This window comes from Streptomyces sp. NPDC003023 (assembly GCF_042888225.1).
In the GTDB taxonomy this organism is placed as follows: domain Bacteria; phylum Actinomycetota; class Actinomycetes; order Streptomycetales; family Streptomycetaceae; genus Streptomyces.
In genome coordinates this window covers 37,828-59,695 of sequence record NZ_JBIAPL010000016.1, presented here as the reverse complement: position 1 = coordinate 59,695, position 21,868 = coordinate 37,828, and the positions used below count along the sequence as shown (strand labels likewise).

General features: G+C 71.8%; 20 protein-coding genes. 13 read left to right on the top strand and 7 right to left on the bottom strand.

What is annotated here, in order from left to right; translation table 11 throughout:
- The first annotated feature begins 95 nt into the window (after window positions 1–95).
- The 6 genes from ACFYV1_RS32940 to ACFYV1_RS32915 all read left to right on the top strand — a co-directional run bounded on the left by ACFYV1_RS32940 (window position 96) and on the right by ACFYV1_RS32915 (window position 4,784).
- A complete protein-coding gene (locus ACFYV1_RS32940; RefSeq protein WP_389399324.1) occupies window positions 96–917 on the top strand; it encodes a helix-turn-helix domain-containing protein in 822 nt (273 codons plus the stop codon).
- A gap of 73 nt (window positions 918–990) precedes the next feature.
- Window positions 991–2,487, top strand: coding sequence for a 30S ribosomal protein S12 methylthiotransferase RimO (rimO, locus tag ACFYV1_RS32935; RefSeq protein ID WP_389399323.1), 1,497 nt, complete (start codon window positions 991–993; stop codon window positions 2,485–2,487).
- Window positions 2,484–3,149, top strand: coding sequence for a CDP-diacylglycerol--glycerol-3-phosphate 3-phosphatidyltransferase (pgsA, locus tag ACFYV1_RS32930; protein WP_389399322.1), 666 nt, complete (start codon window positions 2,484–2,486; stop codon window positions 3,147–3,149). The genes rimO and pgsA overlap by 4 nt, the downstream gene beginning before the upstream one ends.
- Window positions 3,146–3,655: a CinA family protein gene (locus ACFYV1_RS32925; protein WP_389399321.1), complete on the top strand. Its 510-nt coding sequence runs from the start codon at window positions 3,146–3,148 to the stop codon at window positions 3,653–3,655. The genes pgsA and ACFYV1_RS32925 overlap by 4 nt, the downstream gene beginning before the upstream one ends.
- 109 nt (window positions 3,656–3,764) lie before the next feature.
- A complete protein-coding gene (locus ACFYV1_RS32920; protein ID WP_389399320.1) occupies window positions 3,765–4,148 on the top strand; it encodes a helix-turn-helix domain-containing protein in 384 nt (127 codons plus the stop codon).
- A gap of 165 nt (window positions 4,149–4,313) precedes the next feature.
- Window positions 4,314–4,784: a Dps family protein gene (locus tag ACFYV1_RS32915; RefSeq protein ID WP_389399319.1), complete on the top strand. Its 471-nt coding sequence runs from the start codon at window positions 4,314–4,316 to the stop codon at window positions 4,782–4,784.
- Window positions 4,785–5,072: 288 nt separating this feature from the next.
- On the opposite strand, the gene ACFYV1_RS32910 is transcribed toward ACFYV1_RS32915, so the two are convergent.
- From ACFYV1_RS32910 to ACFYV1_RS32900, 3 genes are all read right to left on the bottom strand, one after another.
- Complete coding sequence (locus tag ACFYV1_RS32910; protein WP_389399318.1) at window positions 5,073–5,831, bottom strand: SDR family NAD(P)-dependent oxidoreductase; 759 nt, start codon at window positions 5,829–5,831, stop codon at window positions 5,073–5,075.
- Window positions 5,832–5,911: 80 nt separating this feature from the next.
- On the bottom strand, window positions 5,912–6,715 hold the full coding sequence (locus ACFYV1_RS32905) for an Fpg/Nei family DNA glycosylase (protein WP_389399317.1): 804 nt from the start codon (window positions 6,713–6,715) through the stop codon (window positions 5,912–5,914).
- Between the two features lie 99 nt (window positions 6,716–6,814).
- On the bottom strand, window positions 6,815–11,464 hold the full coding sequence (locus ACFYV1_RS32900) for an ATP-dependent helicase (RefSeq protein WP_389399316.1): 4,650 nt from the start codon (window positions 11,462–11,464) through the stop codon (window positions 6,815–6,817).
- A gap of 148 nt (window positions 11,465–11,612) precedes the next feature.
- On the opposite strand from ACFYV1_RS32900, the gene ACFYV1_RS32895 reads away from it, so the two are divergent.
- From ACFYV1_RS32895 to ACFYV1_RS32885, 3 genes are all read left to right on the top strand, one after another.
- On the top strand, window positions 11,613–12,485 hold the full coding sequence (locus tag ACFYV1_RS32895; protein ID WP_389399315.1) for an AraC family transcriptional regulator: 873 nt from the start codon (window positions 11,613–11,615) through the stop codon (window positions 12,483–12,485).
- Between the two features lie 265 nt (window positions 12,486–12,750).
- Entirely contained in the window at window positions 12,751–13,482 is a 732-nt protein-coding gene (locus tag ACFYV1_RS32890; RefSeq protein ID WP_389399331.1) for an AzlC family ABC transporter permease, read from the top strand.
- Entirely contained in the window at window positions 13,479–13,787 is a 309-nt protein-coding gene (locus tag ACFYV1_RS32885) for an AzlD domain-containing protein (RefSeq protein ID WP_389399314.1), read from the top strand. Before ACFYV1_RS32890 ends, ACFYV1_RS32885 begins: the two co-directional genes overlap by 4 nt.
- An 81-nt stretch (window positions 13,788–13,868) precedes the next feature.
- On the opposite strand, the gene ACFYV1_RS32880 is transcribed toward ACFYV1_RS32885, so the two are convergent.
- The gene (locus tag ACFYV1_RS32880; RefSeq protein ID WP_389399313.1) at window positions 13,869–14,810 is read right to left on the bottom strand and encodes a hypothetical protein; all 942 of its coding nucleotides are present in this window, start codon (window positions 14,808–14,810) and stop codon (window positions 13,869–13,871) included.
- Between the two features lie 79 nt (window positions 14,811–14,889).
- Here ACFYV1_RS32880 and ACFYV1_RS32875 point away from each other — a divergent pair, with 79 nt between their 5' ends.
- Together ACFYV1_RS32875 and ACFYV1_RS32870 are read left to right on the top strand one after the other, a co-directional pair.
- A complete protein-coding gene (locus ACFYV1_RS32875; RefSeq protein ID WP_389399312.1) occupies window positions 14,890–15,084 on the top strand; it encodes a DUF3046 domain-containing protein in 195 nt (64 codons plus the stop codon).
- Between the two features lie 219 nt (window positions 15,085–15,303).
- Window positions 15,304–16,476 (top strand): AI-2E family transporter, encoded by a 1,173-nt coding sequence (locus tag ACFYV1_RS32870; RefSeq protein WP_389399330.1) that lies wholly within the window; start codon window positions 15,304–15,306, stop codon window positions 16,474–16,476.
- Between the two features lie 112 nt (window positions 16,477–16,588).
- On the opposite strand, the gene ACFYV1_RS32865 is transcribed toward ACFYV1_RS32870, so the two are convergent.
- Complete coding sequence (locus ACFYV1_RS32865; protein WP_389399311.1) at window positions 16,589–17,458, bottom strand: alpha/beta fold hydrolase; 870 nt, start codon at window positions 17,456–17,458, stop codon at window positions 16,589–16,591.
- A 313-nt stretch (window positions 17,459–17,771) separates the two neighbouring features.
- Here ACFYV1_RS32865 and recA point away from each other — a divergent pair, with 313 nt between their 5' ends.
- The gene (gene recA / locus ACFYV1_RS32860; RefSeq protein WP_389399310.1) at window positions 17,772–18,896 is read left to right on the top strand and encodes a recombinase RecA; all 1,125 of its coding nucleotides are present in this window, start codon (window positions 17,772–17,774) and stop codon (window positions 18,894–18,896) included.
- A gap of 3 nt (window positions 18,897–18,899) precedes the next feature.
- Window positions 18,900–19,472, top strand: a complete 573-nt coding sequence (gene recX / locus ACFYV1_RS32855) for a recombination regulator RecX (protein ID WP_389399309.1) — start codon at window positions 18,900–18,902, stop codon at window positions 19,470–19,472.
- Window positions 19,473–19,740: 268 nt separating this feature from the next.
- On the opposite strand, the gene ACFYV1_RS32850 is transcribed toward recX, so the two are convergent.
- Complete coding sequence (locus tag ACFYV1_RS32850; protein ID WP_389399308.1) at window positions 19,741–20,127, bottom strand: rhodanese-like domain-containing protein; 387 nt, start codon at window positions 20,125–20,127, stop codon at window positions 19,741–19,743.
- A 43-nt stretch (window positions 20,128–20,170) separates the two neighbouring features.
- Window positions 20,171–21,769, bottom strand: a complete 1,599-nt coding sequence (locus ACFYV1_RS32845) for an FAD-dependent monooxygenase (protein ID WP_389399307.1) — start codon at window positions 21,767–21,769, stop codon at window positions 20,171–20,173.
- Window positions 21,770–21,868 lie beyond the last annotated feature (99 nt).

Sequence of the window (21,868 nt, the reverse complement as noted above, 5' to 3'; positions counted from 1 at the left end):
GGCGTACAAAGTCCCACTGCCCGGTTGCCCCACCCTTTCGTACCACCCATAGACTGAACCTCCAGCAGGTGGTTACACGCTCGAAAGGCGCCCCCGTGTCCATCGGCAACTCCCCCGAAGACGACCGGCCTTCAATCGAAGACGACCGGCCTTCGATCGGCCACGTGCTCCAGCAGGCGCGTGTCGGCGCAGGCCTCACCGTCGACGAGGTCAGTACCTCCACCCGGGTGCGCATCCCCATCGTGCACGCGATCGAGGAGGACGACTTCTCCCGCTCCGGCGGCGACGTGTACGCCCGCGGGCACATCCGTATGCTCGCGCGCGCCGTCGGGCTCGACCCCGACCCCCTCGTCGCGCAGTACGACGACGAGCACGGCGGCCGGCCGGCGCCGACCGCCGCGGCGCCACTGTTCGAAGCCGAGCGCATCCGCCCCGAGCGGCGCCGTCCCAACTGGACCGCCGCAATGGTCGCCGCGATCGTGGCTGTGATCGGCTTCTCCGGCTTCACCCTCTTCAGCGACGGAGAGAGCGGCGGCACCAACGTCGCGGACGGCCCCGCCTCCGGGACCGAGCCCACCCCGACCAAGGCGACGACCACCAAGCCCACCGACCCGAAGCCCGACCCGTCGGACAGCGCCATCGCGGCCGTCCCGAAGGACAAGGTCACGGTCAAGCTCTCCGCGACCAGCGACAAGAGCTGGATCTCCGCGAAGTCGCACAACGGCAAGCTGCTCTTCGACGGGCTGCTGCTCAAGGGCGAGAGCAAGACCTTCCAGGACGACGAGCGCGTCGACCTGATCCTCGGCAACGCCGGCGCGATCGAGCTGTTCGTGAACGGCAAGAAGGTCCAGGACGAATTCAAGATGGGCGGCGTCGAAAGGCTCTCCTACACGAAGGGCGACCCCGAGGCGGGCTGACCCTCCGGACGCCGGCGGACGGCCCCGACCCTCGCGGCCGGGGCCCGGGCCGGGACAAAGTAGTCTTGAGTCCATGCCCGAACGCCGTACCGTCGCCCTTGTCACTCTCGGATGCGCCCGTAACGAGGTGGACTCGGAGGAGCTTGCAGGCCGCTTGGCAGCGGACGGCTGGGAGCTCGTCGAGGACGCCTCCGATGCCGACGTCGCCGTCGTCAACACCTGCGGATTCGTCGAAGCCGCCAAGAAGGACTCCGTCGACGCCCTGCTCGAGGCCAACGATCTCAAGGATCATGGCAGAACCCAGGCCGTCGTGGCCGTGGGCTGCATGGCCGAGCGGTACGGCAAGGATCTTGCCGAGGCGCTCCCCGAGGCGGACGGTGTGCTCGGCTTCGACGACTACGCCGACATCTCCGACCGCCTTCAGACCATCCTCAGCGGGGGCGTCCATGCCTCGCACACCCCCCGCGACCGGCGCAAGCTGCTGCCGCTGAGCCCCGTCGAGCGGCAGCAGGCGACCGAGGTGGCCCTGCCGGGACACGGCGATGTCGCGCCGGCCCCCGAGGACCTGCCGGAGGGCGTCGCCCCGGTGTCCGGTCCGCGTGCGCCGCTGCGCCGCCGTCTGGGCAGCAGCCCGGTCGCCTCCGTGAAGCTCGCCTCGGGCTGCGACCGGCGCTGCACCTTCTGCGCCATCCCGTCCTTCCGCGGTTCGTTCATCTCGCGGCGTCCGAGCGACGTCCTCGGCGAGACGCGCTGGCTGGCCGAGCAGGGCGTGAAGGAGATCATGCTGGTCTCCGAGAACAACACCTCGTACGGCAAGGACCTCGGCGACATCCGTCTCCTCGAGACCCTGCTGCCCGATCTGGCCGCGGTCGACGGCATCGAGCGGGTGCGGGTCAGCTATCTGCAGCCCGCGGAGATGCGTCCCGGCCTGATCGACGTGCTGACCTCCACGCCGAAGGTCGCCCCGTACTTCGACCTGTCGTTCCAGCACTCCGCGCCCGGTGTGCTGCGGGCCATGCGCCGCTTCGGTGACACCGAGCGGTTCCTGGAGCTGCTGGAGACCATCCGGGGCAAGGCGCCGCAGGCCGGTGTGCGCTCGAACTTCATCGTCGGGTTCCCCGGCGAGAGCGAGGCGGACTTCGCCGAGCTCGAGCGTTTCCTCTCCGCGGCCCGCCTCGACGCCATCGGCGTCTTCGGCTACAGCGACGAGGAGGGCACCGAAGCTGTCGGCTACGAGAACAAGCTGGACGCCGACGTCATCGCGGAGCGACTCGAGCACCTCTCGCGAATCGCCGACGAGCTCACCTCACAGCGGGCCGAGGAACGCCTGGGCGAGACCGTCGAGGTACTGGTGGAGTCCGTGGACGACGAGGACGGCGCCGTGGGGCGGGCCGCTCACCAGGCGCCCGAGACCGACGGCCAGGTCGTGTTCACCTCGGGCGAAGGCCTCCAGCCCGGCCGTATGGTCGTGGCGAAGGTGGTGGGCACCGAGGGTGTCGACCTGGTGGCCGAGTACTGCGAGGTCCTGGGGGTCGGCTCCGGGACCTCTGGCGAGGAGGCGGGCAGATGACCGGAGTGCCGGCATCCGCGGCGGGCGGGACCGGAAGGCCGGCGCCCGGCGGCAAGCTGGGCGCTGCGGCCGTCAATCAGGCCAGCCTGTGGAACATCGCCAACATCCTGACCATGGTGCGGCTCGTGCTGGTGCCCGCCTTCGTGCTGCTCCTGCTGCAGGACGGCGGCTACGACCCGGCCTGGCGGGCGTGGGCGTGGGCCGCCTTCGCCGTGGCCATGATCACCGACATCTTCGACGGGCACCTGGCGCGCACGTACAACCTGGTCACCGACTTCGGGAAGATCGCCGATCCGATCGCCGACAAGGCGATCATGGCGGCGGGGCTCATCAGCCTGTCGGCGCTCGGTGACCTTCCGTGGTGGGTGACCGGAGTCATCCTGTTCCGCGAACTCGCCATCACCCTGATGCGGTTCTGGGTGATCAGGCACGGAGTGATTCCGGCCAGTCGCGGCGGCAAGATGAAGACCCTCGCCCAGGGCACCGCGGTCGGCATGTACGTGCTGGCGCTGACCGGGCCGCTGGCGACGCTGCGGTTCTGGGTGATGGCTCTCGCGGTGATCCTCACGGTCGTCACCGGTCTCGACTACGTGCGGCAGGCGATCGTGCTGAGGCGCCGTGGACTGGCGGCGGAGCGGACCGGGGCGGGCTCCCCGAGGTGACCGCCGCGGCCGAGGTCCTGGGACTGCTTGCGGAGCGTGGCCAGACGCTGGCCGTCGCGGAGTCCCTCACCGGCGGCCTGGTGGCCGCGGAGCTCACGTCCGTACCCGGAGCCTCGAAAGTCTTCCAGGGGTCCGTGACGGCCTATGCCACCACTCTCAAGAGGGAAGTCCTCGGCGTCGACGGTGCCCTTCTGGCAGCGCGCGGCGCGGTGGATCCGCAGGTCGCCGCCCAGATGGCGGCCGGAGTACGGGATGTGATGGGGGCGGAGTGGGGTATCGCCACCACGGGTGTGGCAGGCCCGGAACCGCAGGACGGCCGGCCCGTCGGGACGGTGTACGTGGCCGTCGCGGGCCCGGCCGGCGCCGGGAAAGTGGCCGCATTGAGGTTGAACGGCGACCGCGGGGAAATCCGTAGAGAGAGTGTACGGAGCGTGCTGGAGTTGCTCCGTGCGGAACTGCTCGGGAACGCGCGCGCACAGGATACGGAACAGAACGGGGGGAATTGATGTTTGCAGCCCTGAGTGAACACGACATCGCTCCCCGCACGGCCGCGGCGCAAGGCGGTACGGTGGGGCGTGAAGGATGCGGCTACGCGGTCCGAGGAGGGAGCCACCGATGATTCTGCTCCGTCGCCTGCTTGGTGACGTGCTGCGTCGGCAGCGCCAGCGCCAGGGCCGTACTCTGCGCGAAGTCTCCTCGTCCGCCCGAGTTTCACTCGGCTATCTCTCCGAGGTGGAGCGGGGGCAGAAGGAGGCATCCTCCGAGCTGCTCTCCGCGATCTGCGACGCGCTTGACGTACGGATGTCCGAGCTCATGCGTGAAGTGAGCGACGAACTGTCGCTGGCCGAACTGGCCGAGTCGGCGGCTGCCGTCGATCCGGTGCCTGCGCCGGTACGCCCGATGCTGGGCTCCGTCTCCGTGACGTCGGTGGCAGGTGTGCCGACGGAGCGAGTGACGATCAAGGCGCCTGCGGAAGCGGTCGACGTCGTCGCCGCCTGATCCGCGGGCTCTGCTCGATCCTGCACGGCTTTCGGTTTGTGATGGGCCCTGATTGGTACCCGAGTACCGGTCAGGGCCTTTTGCCTGCCCTTCCGTCCCCGGATGACCCTTTTCGGTAGTTGTGCAATCGTGGACGGTAGTCGGCGTACCGAGTGGAGGACGTGCATGTCTGTCGTGAAGAGCACTCTGTCCGATGCGGACCTCAAGACGGTCGGTGAAGCACTCAGGGGTGCGCTCGTCGATCTGGTCGACCTCGGACTGGTGTCCAAGCAGGTGCACTGGAACGTCGTCGGCCCCCGCTTCAGGTCCGTGCACCTCCAGCTCGACGAGGTCGTCGACACCGCGCGGCAGCACTCCGACACGGTCGCGGAGCGCTGCTCCGCGATCGGTGTGACGCCCGACGGGCGCGCCGCGACGGTCGCGGCACAGAGCGCGATCGGGTCCGTGCCCGAGGGCTGGATCAAGGACGTCGACGTGGTGCGGGCCATGGTCGACGCCCTCGGCGCCGTCATCGGGCGGATGCGTGAGCGCATCGACGTGACCGCGGATCCCGACCCGGTGAGCCAGGACATCCTGATCCAGCTCACGGCCGACCTCGAGAAGCATGCCTGGATGTTCCAGGCCGAGAGCGCATGACGCCGAGCGCGCAACGGCTGCCGTCGCGCGCCGGGTGGGGCAACCGTGCGCCCTCCCCGCGGTCGGACGCGTCGCACTAGCGTGGGCCGGAGGTGGCAGCCATGGCAGTACGCGGGGCGGTCCTCGTGCCTTTTGTCGCTCTCGCGCTCGTGGCAGGTGGACTGTGGTGGTGGGCGGTTCTGCGGCTCGTCCTGGTGCCGGAGCACTCCGGAGTCCTCGAAGGGGCGGTGGCTGCGGGCGGTTGGGGCCTCAGTCTCCTTCCCGTGCACGCGACGGCGGCCCGCCGGGCTACCAGGGCATCACGACGCCGCCGTTCGGACGGAATACCTGGCCGGTCGTGAAGGCCGAGGCGTCACAGGCCAGATGGAGGACCGCGTGTGCGATGTCCTCCGGATCGCCCACCCGCCGCAGCGGCGACATCCGCACCATCGCGGCTTCGTGCCGTCGGCTTTCGGCGTCATGGCGGTCCGTCATCGGCGTGCGGATCCAGCCCGGCGCTACGGCGTTCACCCGGATCGAGTGCGGGCCGAGTTCGGTCGCGAGCGTCCGGGTCAGCTGGACGACCGCCGCCTTTGAGACGCTGTAGCAGAGCAGACCGGGGCCGGCGGCGTCGACCGCACACGATGCCATCGTGACGATGGAGCCGCCGCCCGCCGGGATCATGGTGCGGGCCGCCTCCTGGCAGGCGTACAGCACACCCTTGAAGTTGACCGCCATGACGCGGTCCAGGTCCTCCTCCCGGGTCTCCAGCACGGAACTCGTGTGCATGACGCCCGCGACCGCGGCCATGACGTCGAGCCGGTCCGCGTGTGCGACCGCCGCCGAGAGGGCCGGGCGGTCGGTGACGTCGACGGTGTGGGTGAGGGCCTTGCCTCCGGCCGCCTCGATCAGGGAGCGGGTTTCGCGAAGACCGTCGCCGTCCAGGTCGGCGCAGTGGACGACCGCGCCCGCCTCGGCGAACAGGACGGCGCAGGCGCGACCTATGCCGCCGGCCGCGCCCGTGACGAAAGCGGTGCGGCCGCCGAGGTCGTACGCAGAGAGGGTCATGGTCGGGACCGTACGACTGATCTGACGGAGCGTCAATTGCCGTGGGAGCCGCGGTGATTTGCGGTACCGGCGCGCCTGGGTCAGCCGGTGGGGCCGGTCTGGCAGCGCGGACACCAGTAGGTCGGACGCTCACGGCTCCCGTCACCCTGATCGGCCTTGCGGACGGGGGTGCCGCAGCGTGGGCAGGGGCGGCCCCGGCGCCCGTAGACGTACAGCTTCTGGCCGGGATCGCGGCCGCTCGTCATGGTGCGCCGGTCGAAAGTCTGCTTGTTGGCGTCGAGGAGCCGCCGGGCCGTCGCCACCAGGCGCTCGGGGACGCCGGACGGCAGCTCGCCGACGGGCAGCCAGGGCGTGACGCGGGCGAGGAAGGCCAGCTCCGACTTGTACACATTGCCGATACCGGCGAGGTTGCGCTGGTCGAGGAGAGCTTCGCCGAGCGGGCGCGCGGGGTCCGCGAGCAGGTTCTGCACCGCCTTGACGGGGTCCCAGTCGGGGCCGAGGAGATCGGGCCCGAGGTGGCCGACCGCCTGGTCCTCGTCGTCGGTACGGAGCAGTTCGACGACGGGCAGGCGATAGCCGACGGCGGTGCGTGCGGTGTTGCCGAGGATCGCGCGGATCTGGTGGGCCGGGCCGCCGTCCCAGCGCGCACCGGCGTCGTACACCCGCCACGAGCCGTCCATCCGCAGATGCGAGTGCAGGGTCAGTCCGCCCTCGAACCGGGTGAGGAGGTGCTTTCCGCGCGGAGTCACGTCCAGGACGGTGCGACCGGTGAGGTCCGCCGTGGCGAAGCGCGGGACCCGAAGATCGGCAAGGGTCAGCAGACGACCGGCCAGCGCCTCGTGCAGACGGTGGGCGGTCAGCCAGACGGTGTCTCCTTCGGGCATGGCATCCATGATGCGCGACAGCCGGCCGTCGCGGCGGTCGCGGCTCCGGTCACCGGTCCGGTCGCGGGCCGGGTCGGCGACCGGGGCGCGGGAACCAGGTCACGGGCGCAGGCGCAGCCCTCTCGGCGTGGCGTGGAAACCGGCCGTCTCCAGGGAGCGGGCCAGGGGAGCCGTCAGGGCCGGGGCCCCGTTGGCCCGCTCCACCGTGACGGTGCCGAGCGCGCCCTCGCGGGCCGCGGCGGCAAGCGCCCCGGCAGCCGCGTGGAGCGCCGGCGAATCGGGGTCGGTGGCCCAAGCCAGCAGTGACTTGCCGCCCCGCTCCATGTAGAGGGTCAGCTCACCGTCGACAAGGACCACGAGGGAGCCGGCCTTGCGGCCGGGCTTGTGCCCGGCGCCCTCCGGGGGCTCGGGCCAGGGCAGGGCGGCACCGTACGCGTTCGCCGGGTCGGCAGCGGCCATGACCACCGCGCGCGGTGTCGCCTGGCCCTCCGCACGGTCCCGCGCGGTGGACGCCGCGCGCAGGCGGTCGACCGCGCCGTCCATGGCGAACTGGGCGGCGCCCAGCCCCTCCACGACGTAACCCCGGCGTGCCTGTCCGCTGTCCTCGAAGGCCGACAGGACGCGGTACGTGGCGGAGAATCCGCCTTCGACACCCTCCGCCGCCACCGCTCCGCGCGTCACCACGCCGTGGCGGTCCAGCAGGGTCCGTGCCAGGGCGTGCGCCCGATGGGTCGGCTCCGGCTCCAGCGCCGGCAGCAGGGACCATCGGCCGCTCACCGTGGGTGGGCCCGTGCGGGAGGCGGTGCGGGCGGCGGCCGTGAGGCTGCCGTACCGGCCCCGGGGGACGGTGCGCTTGGCGCGGTGGGCCGTGGACCCTGCCGTACGGCCCGAACCGAGCAGGGCACGCAGGGGGGCCAAGGTGTCGTTGGTGAGGCGGCCGGACCAGGCCAGATCCCATACGGCGTCGGCCAGTTGCGGATCGGTCGCCTCGGGGTGGGTGGTGGCCCGCACCTGGTCCGCGATCTGGCGGAAGAACAGCCCGTAGCCGCCGGACAGGGTGGTGAGAACCGATTCGTGCAGCGCGGTCAGCTCCAGGGGGTGGGGCTGGGGCAGGAGCAGGGGCGCCGCGTCCGCCAGGTAGAGGGACACCCAGCCGTCCTTGCCGGGGAGGGCACCGGCGCCCGCCCAGACCACTTCGCCGGTGGTGGTCAGTTCGTCGAGCAGGGTGCTGCTGTAGTGGGAGACGCGGGACGGGAGGATCAGCTTCTCGAGGGCCGAGGCAGGCACCGAGGCGCCCTGGAGCTGTTCGACGGCGCGGGCCAGGCCGTCGATGCCGCGCAGTCTGTTGTTGCCCATGTGCTGCCACTGGGGCAGGAAGGAGGCCAGCGCGCCGGGGGGCACCGGCTCCAGCTCATGACGGAGCGCTGCCAGCGACCGCCTGCGCAGCCTGCGCAGCACGGCCGCGTCGCACCACTCCTGGCCGATGCCGGAGGGATGGAACTCGCCCTGCACGACCCGGCCACTCGCGGCGAGGCGCTGCAGGCCGCCCTCTGTGACGGCGGCGCCGAGACCGAAGCGGGCGGCGGCCTGGGCCGAGGTGAAGGGCCCGTGCGTACGGGCGAACCGGGCCAGCAGGTCACCGAAGGGGTCCTTGACGGGCTCCGTGAACGCCTCGGGGACACCCACGGGAAGTGCGGTGCCCAGCGCGTCGCGCAGCCGCCCCGCGTCCTCGATCGCCGCCCAGTGGTCGGCGCCCGCGATACGCACCCGGATGGCACGCCGCGAGCCGGCCAGTTCCTCGGGCCAGGAGGGAGCGCTGCCGCGCTCGGCGAGCTCGGCGTCGGTCAGCGGACCCAGCACCCGCAGCAGGTCGGCGACCCCCTCGGCGTCCTTGATCCGGCGATCCTCCGTCAGCCACTGCAGTTCCCGTTCGAGCTCGGTGAGCACGTCCGCGTCCAGCAGCTCACGGAGCTCTGCCTGGCCGAGCAGCTCGGACAGCAGCCGGGAGTCCAGCGACAGGGCAGCCGCCCGCCGCTCGGCGAGCGGGGAGTCGCCCTCGTACAGGAACTGTGCCACGTAGCCGAACAGCAGTGAGCGGGCGAAGGGTGAGGGTTCGTGCGTGGTGACCTCGACCAGGCGGACCCGGCGGGACTCGATGTCACCCATCAGTTCGGTGAGCCCCGGTACGTCGAAGACGTCCTGAAGGCATTCGCGGACCGCTTCGAGCACGATCGGGAACGAGCCGAACTCGCCGGCGACCTGCAGCAGTTGGGATGCCCGCTGCCGCTGCTGCCACAGCGGCGTGCGCTTGCCGGGACTGCGGCGGGGAAGCAGCAGCGCGCGGGCCGCGCATTCGCGGAAACGGGAGGCGAACAGGGCGGAGCCGCCGACCTGCTCGGTCACGATCTGACTGATCTCGCCCTTGTCGAAGACGGCGTCGGCGGCGCCGACGGGTGCCTGTTCGCTGTCGAACGTCCCGTCGGTGGGGGCGGGCTCCTGGTCGAGCAGGTCGAGGCCCATCAGGTCGGCGTCGGGCAGCCGCAGCACGATGCCGTCGTCGGCGTGCATCACCTGCGCGTCCATGCCGTACCGCTCGGCGAGACGGGCGCCCAGCGCCAGCGCCCACGGGGCGTGCACCTGGGCGCCGAACGGTGAGTGGATCACGACCCGCCAGTCGCCCAGCTCGTCGCGGAAGCGCTCCACCAGGATCGTGCGGTCGTCGGGCACATGGCCGCAGGCCGTCCGCTGTTCGTCGAGGTAGGCGAGCACGTTGTCCGCCGCCCAGGCGTCCAGGCCGGCGGCCAGCAGACGCAGCCGGCCGTCCTCGGCGGACAGGCCGCCGACCTCGCGCAGGAAGGCACCGACCGCACGCCCCAGCTCCAGCGGCCGGCCCAGCTGATCGCCCTTCCAGAACGGGAGCCGTCCGGGCACCCCCGGGGCCGGGGACACCAGAACGCGGTCACGGGTGATGTCCTCGATGCGCCACGAGGTGGTGCCGAGGGTGAACACATCGCCCACCCGCGACTCGTAGACCATCTCCTCGTCGAGCTCTCCCACCCGGCCGCCGCCCTTCTTCGGGTCGGCGCCGGCGAGGAAGACGCCGAAGAGGCCGCGGTCCGGGATGGTGCCGCCGGACGTGACTGCGAGGCGCTGGGCCCCGGGACGGCCGGTGACCGTGCCTGCCACCCGGTCCCAGACGACCCGGGGACGCAGCTCGGCGAACGCGTCCGAGGGGTAGCGGCCGGCCAGCATGTCGAGGACGGCGGTGAAGGCGGACTCGGGGAGTGACGCGAAGGGCGCGGCGCGGCGTACCAGCGCCAGCAGGTCGTCGAACTGCCAGCTGTCCAGCGCGACCATCGCCACCAGCTGCTGGGCGAGCACGTCCAGCGGGTTCGACGGGATGCGCAGCGACTCGATGGAGCCGGTCCGCATCCGCTCCGTGACCACGGCCGCCTGCACCAGATCGCCACGGTACTTGGGGAACACCACCCCGGTGGAGATCGCGCCCACCTGGTGGCCGGCGCGGCCGACGCGCTGCAGACCGGAGGCGACCGACGGCGGGGACTCCACCTGCACGACCAGGTCCACCGCGCCCATGTCGATGCCCAGCTCGAGGCTGGAGGTGGCGACGACCGCCGGGAGCCGGCCGGCCTTGAGGTCCTCCTCGACCAGGGCCCGCTGCTCCTTGGACACCGACCCGTGGTGGGCGCGGGCGAGCAGCGGCGGGGCGCCCTGCGCCGCCCCGGACTGCGCCATGATCTCGGCCGGCGGCGCTTCCTCGGGCATGGGGGCGCCGGTGGCCCGCTCGTACGCGATCTCGTTGAGGCGGTTGCACAGCCGCTCGGCCAGGCGGCGGGAGTTGGCGAAGACGATCGTGGAACGGTGGGACTGCACGAGATCGGCGATGCGTTCCTCGACATGCGGCCAGATCGACGGCTTCTCCGCGACCCCGTCGCCGGTGTCCGGGGAGGGCGAGCCTCCTCCTGCCCTGGGAGGGGGCGACCCCAGCTCACCGAGGTCCTCGACCGGGACGACGACCGAGAGGTCGAATTCCTTGCCGGAGGGCGGCTGGACGATCTCCACGCGGCGCTGCGGCGACAGGTAGCGGGCCACCTCGTCCACCGGGCGGACCGTCGCCGACAGACCGATCCTGCGGGCCGGGCGGGGCAGCAGCCCGTCGAGGCGCTCCAGCGAGACGGCGAGATGTGCGCCCCTCTTGGTGCCCGCGACGGCGTGGACCTCGTCGAGGATCACCGTCTCGATGCCCGCCAGCGCGTCCCTGGCCGACGAGGTGAGCATCAGGAACAGCGACTCGGGGGTGGTGATCAGAATGTCCGGCGGTCTGGTGACCAGCGACCGTCGCTCCGCCGCGGGAGTGTCGCCCGAGCGGATGCCGACCCGGATCTCCGGCTCCGGCCGGCCGAGCCGCACCGACTCCTGCCTGATACCGGTGAGAGGACTGCGGAGGTTGCGCTCGACGTCGACCGCGAGGGCCTTCAGCGGTGACACGTACAGCACGCGGCAGCGCTTCTTGGCCTCCGCCGGGGGAGGGGTGGAGGCGAGCCGGTCCAGGGCTGCAAGGAAGGCGGCCAGCGTCTTGCCCGAGCCGGTCGGCGCCACCACGAGCACGTCCGAGCCCTCGCCGATGGCCCTCCATGCCCCCTCCTGCGCGGCGGTGGGCGCGCTGAACGCCCCCGTGAACCAGCTCCGGGTCGCGGGGGAGAAGGAGTCGAGCGCAGTCCTGGCCATGCCCACCATCGTGCACCCGGCCACTGACAATGCGGGCCGGGGCGGCGTGGCGAGGCGGGCCGGCACGGCGTGTCCGAACGGGCCGGACGGCGTGTCCAGGGCATGGACGGCCGTCCCGTCCGGTCGGCGGCGGGAGCAGAATGGCGGTATGGAGAAGGACCCGGCGCCGGACAGGAAGGGCGAGTGGGCACGGCACTGGCAGTACCCGGGCGTGCCCGGCCTCGACCTGCTGCAGGCACGCTACGTGCGCCACTCCTTCCCCCGGCACAGCCATGAAGGATTCGTCCTCGGCGCGGTACGCCGCGGCATCGAGGACGTCCTGCTGCCGGAGGGCACGGTACGGGCGCGGCCCGGCACCGTCGTCATGATCAACCCCGAGGTGCCGCACTCGGCCAGGGCCGGTGTGCCCGAAGGGTGGGTGTACTCCACCCTCTATCCGTCCTCGCAGCTCGTCGCCGCGATCGCGGAGGAGACGACGACCCTGCGCGGGACCGCCGGGTTCGCCGAGACGATCGTCGAGGATCCGGACACCGCCCGCCTCGTGCACGAGGTGCACCGCGCCGCAGAGGCGGGCAATGCCCTGGCCGCCGACAGTGTCCTGCGCATCGCCGTCGCCACCCTGCTGCGCCGCCACGGGCGGTCCCTGCCGGGCCGCACGCCCCCGGCGGCCGGTGCGCGGACCGCGGCAGCCGCGAAGCAGCTCCTGGAGCGGCGGATGACACAACCGCCGTCCCTGGAGGAGCTGGCACAGGAGCTCGGCGTGAGCCCCTTCGCGCTGCTGCGTGCCTTCAAGGCCGCCTACGGCATGCCGCCGCACACCTGGCTCACCAACGCGCGCGTCCGGCGGGCCAGGCTCCTCCTGGACGCCGGCACGGCCCCTTCCGCGGCGGCGGTCTCGGTCGGTTTCACCGACCAGCCGCACCTGAACCGCCACTTCACCCGCATCGTCGGCGTCACGCCCGGGGCGTACCGCAGAGAGCGCGCAAGAACGTACAAGACCGCAGGCCAGAGCCCTGCGTAGTCTCCAGGGCGTGGCAGAACAGACAGCTCGACCAGGCATGGCCGCCGGCGGCCACGGGGGAGAGACGCCGTGCGCCGCTCTCACGGTGTCCGTCGCAGGACAGCCGCCGGGGCACGGGGACGCGTCCGCGGCCAGGCACGCGTCGGCGGCCCGGCACGCGTCCGCGGCAGGCGACGACCCGTCCGCACCGGGCGACACCTCGTCCGAGGACGGCGGCGCACCGCGAGGTGACGCGGAGGCGTCGTCCGCTGCCGCGGAAGGAGCCGTGTCACGGCCGGCCCCCAAGCCCGACTCCGCCGTCGTCAGGGACGCACTCGGTGTCGGCGTCGCCGTCGGGCTCTCCGGCTCCGCCTTCGGTGTCACATCGGCCGGATCCGGTCTGACCCTCCTGCAGACCTGCGCGCTCAGCCTGCTGGTGTTCACCGGAGCCTCGCAGTTCGCCCTGGTGGGCGCGCTCGCCGCAGGCGGCAATCCGCTCGCCGCCGCGGCCGGGGCCTTCTTCCTCGGCATACGCAACGCCTTCTACGGGCTGCGCCTGTCGCAACTGCTCGCGCTGCCCCGTTTTGTACGGCCCCTCGCAGCGCACTGGGTCATCGACGAGACCACCGCCGTCGCCCTCGCGCAGCCCACGAGGCGCAGTGTGCGCCTCGGGTTCACCGTCACAGGCCTGACCCTCTACGTGCTCTGGAACCTGACCACTCTGCTGGGGGCGCTCGGTGCCGAGGCCATCGGGGACACCGAGGCATGGGGGCTCGACGCGGCAGGCCCGGCGGTCTTCCTCGCGCTGCTCGCGCCGATGCTGCGGACGGCCACCGAGCGGGCGGCGGCCGCGCTGGCGGTGCTGCTCGGCCTCGGTTTCCTGCCCGTACTGCCCGCCGGAGTGCCGGTGCTCGTGGCAGCACTGGCCGCACCCGCGGTGTTGTGGCTCAAGGGACGGGCGATCGGTGAAGGCGCGGACCGGTCGAGGCCCGCGAAGAGGAAGGACCAGGACCGATGAGCATCTGGATCGCGATCGCCGCGACGGCGGTCGGCTGCTATCTCGTCAAGCTCGTGGGCCTGCTGGTGCCGGCCGACACACTGGAGCGTCCTCTCGTGCAGCGGCTGGCCGCCCTGCTGCCCGTCGCACTGCTGGCCGCGCTGACGGCGCAGCAGACCTTCAGCACGGGCCAGTCGCTCGTCCTCGACGCGCGCGCCGCGGGGGTCGGGGCCGCCGCGGTCGCGCTGCTGCTGCGCGCACCGTTCCTCGTGGTCGTGGGGGCGGCGGTGGCCGTGACGGCGGGGGTGCGGGCGCTGGGCGGGTGACTCGCTCAGGGCGTTGCGCGGTGGCCGGTACCAGGTGCTGAGTGAGGGGAGCGGTGCGTCGTCACCCGCCACCCACCCGCATCACTCGATGGCGTGCCCGTAGGCCCGCAGGGTCAGCAGTGCCTCGATCGTCACGATCGGCCGTGACTCGAGGGCGCTGCCGGGGGCCCACTGGTGCCAACGGATCGGCCAGCCACCGTCCTCCTGCTGCTCGCCCGCGAGGTGTTCCAGTGAGCGGTCGATCTCCTCGTCGGTGAACCAGCGGAACGCGAGCGAATCGGGCCTGCGGGCGTAGTCGTGGGCGAAGTGGTGCTCACCCGGTGCGTAGCCGGGCGCGACGGGCTGGTCGTCCAGTCGCGTCGGATCCAGTGCGACGAGCCGCTGCTCGCGCACGATCCGGCCGAGCCGTTCCGCCGCGGCCTCCGCTCGCGGACGGTCTGGCACGCCGTCCAGGAAAGCGACCGCCGCCTCGATCTCGTAGGGATGCGACTTCTCGATCGAGTCGACGGCCGACCAGCAGAAGTCCGTGGCCCGGAACAGCCAGGCGTGCCAGACCTGGTTGCGGTGCAGGATGCCGACCACAGGGCCCGTCGCGAGCAGTTCGCTCGGCGGGTCGTCGAGGATCGGGAGGAACGGGGCCGCGGGGTAGGCGCGCTGCGAGGGGTGGACGGCCGGCAGGGCGCCGTCCCGCGTGGACACGCCCGTGAGGTAGCGGCACATCCGCTCCACCCTGAGACCGCAGCAGCGGTCGATGGAGTCCAGAACGCGCAGGGCATGCCCCGTGTGCAGGGGCTGGCTGACGGGGCCGCGCAGATCGGGTTCGAGGCCGTGGCCGTATCCGCCGTCCTCGTTGAGGTAGGCGGCCAGCGCCGTCTCCACCGCGTCGGAGCCGCCGCCGAGGAAGTGGTGCGCGAACCGCCGCTGCTCGAGCACCCGGGCCGTCAGCCAGATGAAGTGCTCGGCGCGTGCGAGCGGAGAGGGCGACGCGGGGGAGGGGGTGGTGGTTGCTCCGATTCCAGCCATGTCCCGACCGTAGAGCGGAAAGGGCTTTCGGCAAGGCGAACGGACGGGGCCGCACACTCGGGAGCGGGATACTGGGGTCATGCGGTTGACGATTTTCTGGGAGCGCATGGCGGACCACTTCGGTGCCGCCTACGCCGACTCCTTCGCACGGGACCATGTGATGGCCGAACTCGGCGGCCGTACGATCCATGAGGCGCTTGCCGCGGGCTGGGAGGCCAAGGATGTCTGGCGCGCCGTCTGCGCCGCCGTGGACATCCCTGCGGACAAGCGGTGAGAGTCGGGACGGCTCGGGACGCCGGGGGACACTTCGCAGGACCACACCGCACAGGACGGGACCGCTGACGACATGACCGCTGACGAGACGACCGCGTGTGACGCGGTCGCGTCGGACGACGCCTCAGTGGGAATCCCCGCACAGGGCACCGCCGCGCCCACCCCACCGCAGGCGGCCCCGCCTCCCGGGCCGGAGGCCGGCGGCGGCGGTCCGGCCCGGATGCCGCGCTGGCTGCCGCGCGCACTGATCCTGGCGCTCGCTCTCTACGCCTGCTTCCAGCTCGGCAGCTGGGCTTTCCACCAGCTCATCGGCCTCCTGATCAACGTTCTGATCGCCTTCTTCCTGGCGCTCGCGATCGAGCCCGCGGTGGGGCGGATGGCGGCCCGCGGTATGCGCCGCGGCCTTGCCACCTTCCTGGTCTTCTTCGCGGTACTGGTCGCGGGGGTGGGATTCGTCGTACTGCTCGGCTCGATGCTGGCCGGCCAGATCGTCGAGATGGTCGAGGAGTTCCCCAAGTACCTCGACTCGGTCATCCGCTGGATCAACGGCACCTTCGACACGGAACTCTCCAGGGTGGAGGTCCAGGACAGTCTGCTGCGCTCCGACTGGCTGCAGAAATACGTGCAGAACAGTGCGACCGGGGTGCTGGACGTCTCGGCGACCGTGCTAGGTGGCCTGTTCAAGCTGCTGACGATCTTCCTCTTCTCGTTCTACTTCGCGGCCGACGGGCCCCGGCTGCGCCGTGCCCTGTGCTCCGTGCTGCCTCCCGCCAAGCAGACGGAGGTTCTGCGGGCCTGGGAGATCGCGGTCGACAAGACCGGCGGGTACCTCTACTCACGCGGACTGATGGCGCTGATCTCGGGGGCCGCGCACTTCGTCCTGCTGGAGATCCTCGAGGTGCCCTACGCACCGGCCCTCGCGGTCTGGGTCGGCCTGGTCTCGCAGTTCATCCCGACGATCGGCACCTACCTGGCGGGCGCGCTGCCGATGCTGATCGCGTTCACCGTCGACCCCTGGTACGCCGTGTGGGTCCTCGGCTTCGTCGTGGTCTACCAGCAGTTCGAGAACTACGTTCTGCAGCCGAAGCTCACCGCGAGGACGGTCGACATCCACCCGGCGGTGGCCTTCGGTTCGGTGGTCGCGGGAACCGCGCTGCTGGGAGCTGTCGGCGCGCTGATCGCGATCCCGGCGGTGGCGACCCTCCAGGCGTTCCTCGGCGCGTACGTGAAGCGGTACGCCGTGACCGACGACCCGCGGGTCCACAGTCACAGCCGGCACAGCGGCCGGGCGCTCGAACGGGTGCGCAACGCACTCGGGAGCGGCCGGACCGGGCCGCCGGCTTCGGAGAGCGGGTCCGGCGCCGCGCCTGCACCGGCCGACGCGGAGTCCTGAGGCCGAGCACCGCGTTCCGTGCCCGTTCACCGGTGAACCGGTGAACCGGTGAACACCGAGCGCGTGCCATCGAGCGATCAGGCCGGCGTCTCGCCCCGTCGCGTCGGGTTCGTCAGCCGCCGGAGTGCTCCGCGAGCCAGTCCATGGCGGCCGCGCCGGCCCTGAGCACGGAGATGTGGCCGTCGGCCGGACTCGACCGCAGTTCTGCCCTCGGGCAACGACTCGCGAGCCACTGGCTGTGTGAGCCGGGCACGATCCGGTCCCGGCCACCGTGAAGGAAGAGGACCGGAGCGACGACCTGCGACGGGTCGAACCCCCACGGAGCGACGTACGCGAGGTCGTCGTCGATCAGCCCGCCCGGGCCGGCCTCCACGGCCGGGCCGACGACGGTGCCGAACCAGGACCAGTCCCCGGAGAGGGCGGCATGGTCGGCCGGAGTGAACATTTCCGGGTCGTACTCGGCACTCGCCTCGTAGGTCTCCTTGGCCGCGCGCCCCTCGGCGGCAGCACGCAGGGAAGCCGCGCCGGAGTCCGTCATGCCCGCGAACCAGTCGAGTCCTTGGGCCCCGAACGGAGCCAGGCCCGCCACGGAGACCACGCCGAGGACACGCTCCGGCAGCAGGGCGCCGCACGCCAAGGCGTGCGGACCGCCACCGGAATGTCCCATGACCGCGAACCGGTCGATGCCGAGCTCATCGGCGATACGGGCGACGTCGGCAGCCACCGATGCCACGTTCCGGCCCGGGCGCGGGGTCGATCCGCCGTATCCGGGACGGTCGTACGACACCCAGCGGATGCCGAGCCGGTCGGCGGCAGGGAAGAGGGGCTCGGGAGGTGCGCCGATGTTCGGTGTGCCGTGATGCCAGAAGACGACGAGGCGGTTGTCGGAGTCGCCCGCGCCGGTGTCGTAGACGTGCAGCCTGCGACCGTCGCTCAGCTCCAGATCAGTCTCTGCCACCTGTGACCCCTCACACCTGAACATGGCCGGCACTCTTGTTCCGCCGCACGAACCTACGGGGCAGCGACCGTCAGCGACAGCGATCGGACCTCAGTGGAACGGGACAGCGGAGGCGAGGGGCCACTCGTCATCGGTGGGGTGTCAGCGCCCGCGGACCGCGTGACACGGGCCCGCGTGGTGCGCTTGACAGTAAAATCGAACATCCATTCTTATGGAATCCCGGCCCTCGATACCTCGAGTTGTCCACAGGCCGGCGGGACGGCGGGGCCCATTGTCAGTGGCAGGGGTTAGCGTCTTTGACGTGAAGCGATCGACACAAGCAAATCGGGTGGAACCCATGGCAGGAACCGACCGCGAGAAGGCGCTCGACGCCGCGCTCGCACAGATTGAACGCCAATTCGGCAAGGGCGCGGTGATGCGCCTGGGCGAGCGGCCGAACGAGCCCATCGAGGTGATCCCCACCGGGTCGACCGCACTCGACGTCGCCCTCGGCGTCGGCGGCCTGCCGCGCGGCCGCGTGGTGGAGGTGTACGGGCCGGAGTCCTCCGGTAAGACGACCCTCACGCTGCACGCCGTGGCGAACGCCCAGAAGGCAGGCGGGGCCGTGGCCTTCGTGGACGCGGAGCACGCCCTCGACCCGGAGTACGCGAAGAAGCTCGGCGTCGACATCGACAACCTCATCCTGTCCCAGCCGGACAACGGCGAGCAGGCGCTCGAGATCGTCGACATGCTCGTCCGCTCGGGCGCGCTCGACCTGATCGTCATCGACTCCGTCGCGGCCCTCGTGCCCAAGGCGGAGATCGAGGGTGAGATGGGCGACTCGCACGTCGGTCTCCAGGCGCGGCTGATGAGCCAGGCGCTCCGGAAGATCACCAGTGCGCTGAACCAGTCCAAGACCACCGCGATCTTCATCAACCAGCTCCGCGAGAAGATCGGTGTGATGTTCGGCTCCCCGGAGACCACGACCGGTGGCCGGGCGCTGAAGTTCTACGCCTCCGTGCGTCTGGACATCCGTCGTATCGAGACGCTCAAGGACGGCACCGACGCGGTCGGCAACAGGACCCGCGTCAAGGTCGTCAAGAACAAGGTCGCCCCGCCCTTCAAGCAGGCCGAGTTCGACATCCTCTACGGCCAGGGCATCAGCCGTGAGGGCGGTCTGATCGACATGGGCGTGGAGCACGGCTTCGTCCGCAAGGCCGGCGCCTGGTACACGTACGAGGGCGACCAGCTCGGCCAGGGCAAGGAGAACGCCCGTAACTTCCTGAAGGACAACCCCGATCTCGCCAACGAGATCGAGAAGAAGATCAAGGAGAAGCTCGGCGTCGGTGTCAGGCCGGAGGCCCCGGCGGCGGAGCCCGGTGCGGACGCGGCTGTCGCTGCCCCGGCCGAGGACGCGGCGAAGTCCGTGCCCGCGCCCGCCGGCAAGGCCAAGTCGGCCAAGACGGCGGCGGCCAAGGCGTAGTCCGTGGCTGCCCGGCGAACCGAATGGCCGGGTGACAGCCCCGACTCGTCGAGGGCCGAGAAGGAGCTGTCACCCAAGGATCCGGCGGAGCGGGCGCGGGCCATCTGCCTGCGCCTGCTCACCGGGACTCCGCGCACCCGCAAGCAGCTCGCGGACGCGCTGCACAAACGGGAGATCCCCCCGGAGGTGGCCGACGAGGTCCTCTCCCGCTTCGAGGACGTGGGACTGATCAACGACGCCGCGTTCGCGGACGCGTGGGTCGAGTCCCGGCACCACGGCCGGGGCCTCGCCCGGCGGGCTCTGGCGAGGGAGCTGCGCACCAAGGGCGTGGACTCCGTGCTCATCGACGAGGCCGTGGGGCAGCTCGATTCCGATCAGGAGGAGGCGACCGCGCGCGAGTTGGTGGCGCGGAAGCTGCGCTCCACCAGGGGCCTGGACCGGGACCGCCGGCTGAGGCGCCTGGCCGGGATGCTGGCACGCAAGGGTTACTCGGAGGGGATGGCCCTGCGGGTGGTCAGGCGCGCGCTGGAGGAAGAGGGCGAGGACACGACGGACTTGGACGAGGCGGGCTTCTAGCAGCGGGCCGCATGAAGACGAGTCGCCGTCCGGGATGTGCGGAGACCGACGTCCGTGCCGGCGATGAGCCGGCCGGTCTACGGGCGACCGGGATTGCCGACGGCTTACGGTGGGAACGGCGGTCCGGTCGGCGTGCGAGTGACCGGCGGTCTGACCGGCCCACGGCGGCACGGCAGCCAGGTCGGCCGGCGCGGGAACGGCGGTCGGGTGGGCGTACGGGCGACCGGGATTCCGGTCGGCGTACGGAGTGACCGGCGGTCCCACCGACCTACGGCGATACCGGCAGTCCCGCCGCCTTCCAGGCCTGGAAGCCTCCGACGAGGTCGGTCGCATGCCGCAGCCCCACCCGGTGCAGGGATGCCGCCGCGAGGGAGGAGGCGTAGCCCTCGTCGCAGATCACCACGATCCGCAGGCCATGACCGACCGCCTCCGGGACGCGGTGACTGCCCTGCGGGTCCAGCCGCCACTCCAGCTCGTTGCGTTCCACGACCAGCGCTCCCGGAATCAGACCGTCGCGCTCGCGCAGCGCCTGGTAGCGGATGTCCACCAGCAGGGCTCCGCCGACTGCGGCCTCGAAAGCCTCCTCGGGACCGACCCGTTCGAGATCCTGCCGCACCTGCTCCAAGTAGTCGTCGATCCCCAGCGGTCCACTCACTGCCAGTCCTCCTCCCGTCGCTGAACCCGGCGGCCATCGGGAATCAATCGATGCCCGCAGTACGGTCGGTTCCCGCCGCCGAGGGTTCGCCTCCTCGGGCGGTGTCGGCGGCGGCGTACAGCTCGGCGGGCCGCACCCCCGCGAAGGCGGCCACCAGATGCCCGTCGGGCCGTACCAGCAGCACGGTGTGTGCGGAGGCCCCGGGGAAGCTCTCCGTCACCAGCAGTTCCGCCCGGACCGGCAGCCCTGACACGGCCGTCGCCAACCGGGGCATGATGCCCGCGCCGACCCAGTGACGCCGGTCCCACACCCCCGTGCCCGGTGCCACCAGGACGACGAGCAGACGCCCCTGGCCCAGCCGGTCCCGCAGGCGGGTGGAAGTGCCGTCGGGCGCCGTCACCGGTACGTCGGCCACGGGTGCGCCGGGCTCCGTGCCGGCGAGAGTCTGCGGGCCGGTGGGCTCCGGGGTGAGGGGGGAGTGCGCGTGGACGGGTGGTGCCCCGAGCGCGCCCTGACCGAGATGGGCGTCGGTGAGCATCGCGTCGTGCCCACGCGCCGCTCCCGGGAGGTACATGCGCAGCCCGCTGCCGCTGCGCAGTATCGGCAGCGACTGGTCGGCGGCGCGCAGCCGCGCGGCGACGGCGGTGCGCCGCTCCGCCTGGTAGCTGTCGAGCAGCGTCTCGGACGCACCGTGATGCCACGCCTGCGCCAGCTTCCAGGCCAGGTTGTCCACGTCCCGCAGCCCTTCGTCGAGCCCCTGGGTGCCGAGCGCCCCCAGCAGGTGGGCCGCGTCGCCGGCGAGAAACGCCCGATCGACGCGCCAGCGGCGGGCGAGCCGGTGATGAAGGGTGTGGACCCCCGTGTCGAGCAGTTCGTACGGTGGTGTCCGGCCGCACCAGCCCGCCAGCGTGTCGCGGACCCGCGCCACCAGTGCCTCCGGGGTGACCAGCTCGCCGCGCGGAGGGAGCAGCCAGTCCAGCCGCCAGATCCCGTCGGGGAGCGGGCGGGCGGTGATCTCGTCGCCGCCCGAGTTCCACGGCGGCTGACGGTGCAGCACCGCCTCGCCCGGCCAGGGCAGTTCGGTGCGCAGCGCGGCCACGGCGTGGCGTTCGACCGCCGTACGGCCCGGGAAGCGGATGCCGAGGAGTTTGCGCACGGTGGACCTGGCGCCGTCGCAGCCCACCACGTAACTTCCCCGCCACCAGGTGGGGGAGGGCCCTCTGGTGTGCACGCCGACCCCTCCGGCGTCCTGTTCGAGCGAGTCGAGGCGGCTGTCGGTCACCAGTCGTACCAGTCGGTGCTCCCCGGCGGCGTCGCGCAGTCCGCGGGCGAGACTGTGCTGGGGGATGTGGATTGGCGCGGTGGGGGCTTCGCCGTCGCCGAGAGGCAGTTGCCGCAGGTCCTGCTTGCGCAGCATCGACCGCCAGCCGGTCCACCGGGTGCCTTCGTCGTGCACGGTCCCGCAGCCGAGCCGCTCCATCAGAGCGGCGGTGTCCGGGCGCAGCACGACGGTGCGCGCGGGCCGTGGTTCGTCCTTGCCGTTGCCCTCGTCGAGCACGACGGTGGGGACGCCCTGCGCGGCGAGGGCGAGGGAGAGCGCGAGTCCGACCGGGCCTGCGCCGACCACGATCACCGGGTCCACGGCGTGACTCCTCGGGCCCGGAGGGATGTGCGGAAAAGTGCGGTTGGAGCCCGGTGCGCGATCACAGAACGTATGCAACCCACTGCCGGTGCCCGCGTC